Annotated in this window: 5 protein-coding genes; 2 read left to right on the plus strand and 3 right to left on the minus strand. The window is 35.1% G+C overall.

The window, feature by feature from the left end; translation table 11 throughout:
- The first annotated feature begins 594 nt into the window (after nucleotides 1-594).
- Nucleotides 595-1776, plus strand: coding sequence for a NupC/NupG family nucleoside CNT transporter (locus COO03_RS23105; protein ID WP_097899357.1), 1182 nt, complete (start codon nucleotides 595-597; stop codon nucleotides 1774-1776).
- Between the two features lie 43 nt (nucleotides 1777-1819).
- Here COO03_RS23105 and COO03_RS23110 read toward each other — a convergent pair whose 3' ends face one another.
- Nucleotides 1820-2326, minus strand: a complete 507-nt coding sequence (locus tag COO03_RS23110; protein ID WP_016112449.1) for a ferritin — start codon at nucleotides 2324-2326, stop codon at nucleotides 1820-1822.
- A gap of 55 nt (nucleotides 2327-2381) precedes the next feature.
- Nucleotides 2382-2702, minus strand: coding sequence for a MazG nucleotide pyrophosphohydrolase domain-containing protein (locus tag COO03_RS23115; protein ID WP_097899358.1), 321 nt, complete (start codon nucleotides 2700-2702; stop codon nucleotides 2382-2384).
- A 73-nt stretch (nucleotides 2703-2775) separates the two neighbouring features.
- Between COO03_RS23115 and COO03_RS23120 the strand changes: the two genes are divergently transcribed.
- Nucleotides 2776-3354 carry a TIGR00730 family Rossman fold protein gene (locus COO03_RS23120; RefSeq protein WP_097899359.1) on the plus strand — a complete coding sequence of 193 codons (579 nt, stop codon included), beginning with the start codon at nucleotides 2776-2778 and terminating at the stop codon, nucleotides 3352-3354.
- 150 nt (nucleotides 3355-3504) lie between these two features.
- On the opposite strand, the gene COO03_RS23125 is transcribed toward COO03_RS23120, so the two are convergent.
- Complete coding sequence (locus tag COO03_RS23125) at nucleotides 3505-3942, minus strand: Dps family protein (protein ID WP_097899360.1); 438 nt, start codon at nucleotides 3940-3942, stop codon at nucleotides 3505-3507.
- Nucleotides 3943-4154: the final 212 nt, after the last annotated feature.

Raw genomic sequence — 4154 nt, forward strand, 5'->3', positions numbered from 1 at the left:
CTGGCCATGCATAGAAGCGGTCAGAGCCTTTTTCTGCTACATGCGAAGTAAAAACAGAATGAACAAACGAGTGTAGGTTACTTTTTATTCTGCATAGCAGGGATTTAGATGTCGAAAAATGAAAATGGATTCATATGAAGGGGATCGATGAAAATCAATCAAACGTTGTTTCTTCATTCGGACTAGGATTTGTATATGGTGCAACGTTAGTTAGTATTTTATCAGCAATTATTGTTGGGGTAATGTTATAAAAATGAAAAGCAATGAGCGAGGGCCTATTGCTTTTTTGTATTCCAGAATATCAATGATAGAGATTTGAGGGAGAAATTAACATATGACTTATTGAAAAAATTATGTTGCATTTCATCTAGATAACGCTTACAATTTGTTTGTGGGTGGTATCAGTTTCATACTTTCAATCGAGTAGAGAAGGAAAGACCACTAATTATAAATTGCAATTTATGTAAACGCTTACTGATTTTATGTTACAGTTTGAAGTAAATAGTATGTTCGAGGTTCTTATTTTTTTATCAATAATGGTCAGACGTCATTCGTTGGACAACCAATAACTCATAGGAAGTGGAGGATTCACACATGAAAATAGTCATGTTTCTAGTCGGTTTACTTGCTGTATTTGTACTAGGTTTTCTTGTAAGTTCAGATCGGAAGAAAATTAAATATAAACCAATTGCAATTATGCTTGTTATTCAATTAGCATTGGCATACTTCTTATTAAATACAAAGATTGGGTATGTGTTAGTAAAAGGAATTTCAGATGGCTTTGGAGCTATTTTAAAATATGCGGAATCTGGTGTTAATTTTGTATTTGGTGGAATTGTAAATAAAGGAGAGTTTACGTTTTTCCTTTCAGTATTACTTCCAATTATTTTCCTAGCGGTGTTAATTGGGATACTACAACATATTAGAGTTTTACCAATCATTGTTAAAGCAGTTGGATTTTTATTAAGTAAAGTAAATGGTTTAGGAAAGCTTGAATCTTATAATGCAGTAGCAGCAGCAATTGTTGGTCAAGGGGAAGTATTTATTACAGTAAAAGATCAACTTAGCAAATTACCAAAAAATCGTTTATATACACTTTGTGCATCTTCTATGTCAACAGTATCAATGTCAATCGTCGGTTCTTACATGAAAATGCTTGATCCTAAGTATGTTGTAACAGCACTTGTTTTAAACTTATTTAGTGGATTTATTATCATTCATATTATCAATCCTTATGATGTAAGTGAAGAAGAAGATATTTTAGAATTGCAAGAAGATAAGAAGCAAACGTTCTTTGAAATGCTAGGCGAGTACATTATGCTTGGATTCTCTATTGCAGTTACAGTAGCAGCAATGTTAATTGGATTCGTAGCATTGATTACAGCAATTAACGGTGTATTTGATTCTATTTTCGGAATTACATTCCAGAGCATTTTAGGATACATTTTCTCACCATTAGCATTTATTATGGGTATTCCAGCATCAGAAATGTTGCAAGCAGGACAAATTATGGCAACAAAATTAGTAACAAACGAATTTGTTGCGATGATTGATTTAGGAAAAGTAGCTGGCGATTTATCAGCTCGTACAGTAGGTATTTTATCAATCTTCCTTGTATCCTTCGCAAACTTCGCATCTATCGGGATTATTGCAGGAGCAACGAAGAGTATCGATGACAAACAAGCAAACGTTGTATCTTCTTTCGGATTAAGACTTGTATATGGTGCAACGTTAGTAAGTATATTATCAGCGGTTATCGTTGGGGTTATGCTATAAGAATAAGAAAAGCAATGAGCGCGTGAGCTCATTGCTTTTTTATTTACTCAGCAGGAGGAGTAAACGTACGTTTTTCTAATTCCGCATCTAACATAAATAAAGCGTTAGAATCACTTGTGATGCGTTTTAATTTCTGGATGATACTATCGAATGAAGCTTCTTCTTCGACCTGTTCGTCAACGAACCATTTTAAGAATGTAATTGTAGCGTGTTCACGCTCATCCCAAGCGATATCAGATAAGTTGTAAATACGCTTTGTTACTTCACGCTCATGCTCAAGTGCGATCTCAAATGCGCTTAAAACAGATTCATATTCATTGTTAGGGTTTTCGAATCCAGTAATAATGGCGCGCTCTCCGCGGTCATTAATGTAATTGTAAAGTTTCATTGCGTGGAAACGCTCTTCTTCTGCTTGTACAAGGAAAAAGTTTGCAAATCCATCATAGCTTTCTGCTGTGCAGTAAGCAGCCATTGCCATGTAAACATGGGCAGAGTAAAATTCAAAATTCATTTGGTCGTTAAGCGCATCGTGTAATTTAGTAGATAACATAAATTCTCTCCTTTGTATGTTGTCGGAACCATTATATCATAATTGATAAATATTCTCATTTGTTTTCGAAACGATTAGAAAGCTTCTCCACATGTGCTTCCATAATATCTTGTAAGTCTAAATCATATTTTTGAGAAAGAATAATGAGATTGGCAAGTACATCCCCAAGTTCTTCTTTTAATTCAATTTTTAATTCTTCTGTTTGCTTTACTTGTTCATCTGGGCGATCACGTCCAATTTCAATGGCACGCACAATTCGTGAAACTTCTCCAACTTCTTCTGTTAAGAAATTTAAGCGAATAAAAGAGTTATACTGTGACCAGCTTCGTTTTTCGTAAAATTCCTCAACCCATCTTTGAAATTCGGCAATATTCATTTCTTCCTCATCCCCTCAATATGTTGTACAATGTTCATTGTATCATGACAATATATGGTTTTGGGGTGTGGATATGAGAAAGATTTGTGTGTTTGCAGGTTCGAATCTAGGAGAACGACCTGAATTTAAGGAACAAGCAATTAAGCTTGGGGAATTACTTGTGCAAAATAATTGTGAATTAGTATACGGTGGTTCATGTGTTGGTTTAATGGGGGAAATCGCCAATGAAGTGCTGCGTTTAGGCGGACGTGTAACAGGTGTTATGCCGCGTGGTTTATTCCGCGGAGAGATTGTCCATAAAGGGTTAACGGAACTTATTGAAGTGGAGACAATGCATGAGCGTAAAGCAAAAATGGGAGAACTTGCTGATGCTTTTATCGCTTTGCCAGGTGGCTATGGAACATTTGAAGAGTTATTCGAGGTTGTATGTTGGTCACAAATTGGAATTCATGACAAGCCTGTTGGAATATTAAATGTTAAAGATTTTTATAGTCCAATTCTGCAAATGGTCGATCGTGCCGCAGAAGAAGGATTTATGAATTCATCAAACAAAGGATTAATTGTTTCAGCAACTACTGCTGAAGAGTTATTGGCGAACATGAAAAATTATAAACGACCTGCAATGGGGAATAAGTGGAAACAGCTATCATAATCTAATACGTAAGCAATCGAATGAAAAGCGCATGTTCCTTTTTCATAGAAAAGAACATGCGTATTTTTACGTGTTTAATTGGAAAAATACAGCGTATATAAAAAGAGGCATCCCTCTCGTTTTGGGATGCCTTTATATTTGTTTTTCGAATTAATTTAAGAATGCACGTAGCATCCAAGCGTGTTTCTCTAGTTCTGTGTAGATGCCAAGTAGTAAATCAGACGTCATTTCATCGTCAGCGCCTTGTGCGATTTCCATCCCTTTTTTCAATTCATCTAACATCATTCCGTAGTCTTTCATAATTGCTTCAACCATCCCTTCGGCAGTTTCTCCGTAAGCTGCTTCCTGAACAGAAGATAGTTCTAAGTATTCTTTCATTGTTGCGACTGGTTTACCACCAATTGCTAAAATACGTTCTGCGATTTCATCGATATGTCCAGCTGCTTCTGTATAAAATTGTTCGAATTTTTCATGAAGTGTAAAGAATTGAGGTCCTTTTACATACCAATGGAAGTTGTGTAGTTTTGTAAATAATACGTTCCAGTCTGCTACCTGTTTGTTTAATACTGCGATTACTTGTGTGTTCATATGATCAATCTCCTTTTGAGTTATTATATTATATCGTTTACTAATTTATAATCATTATAATCTAGTAAATGATATAAATCAAGTGTTTTACAAACATTATTTTTGAACATTTTTTTACTATATACATCAATTAAAAAACCGACATAAACCCCCTCTTTTTAGGAGGGAGAGAGGATCTGGCCATGCATAGAAGCGGTCAGTGCCTGTTTCTG

The organism is Bacillus sp. AFS098217, assembly GCF_002551815.1.
GTDB lineage: Bacteria > Bacillota > Bacilli > Bacillales > Bacillaceae_G > Bacillus_A.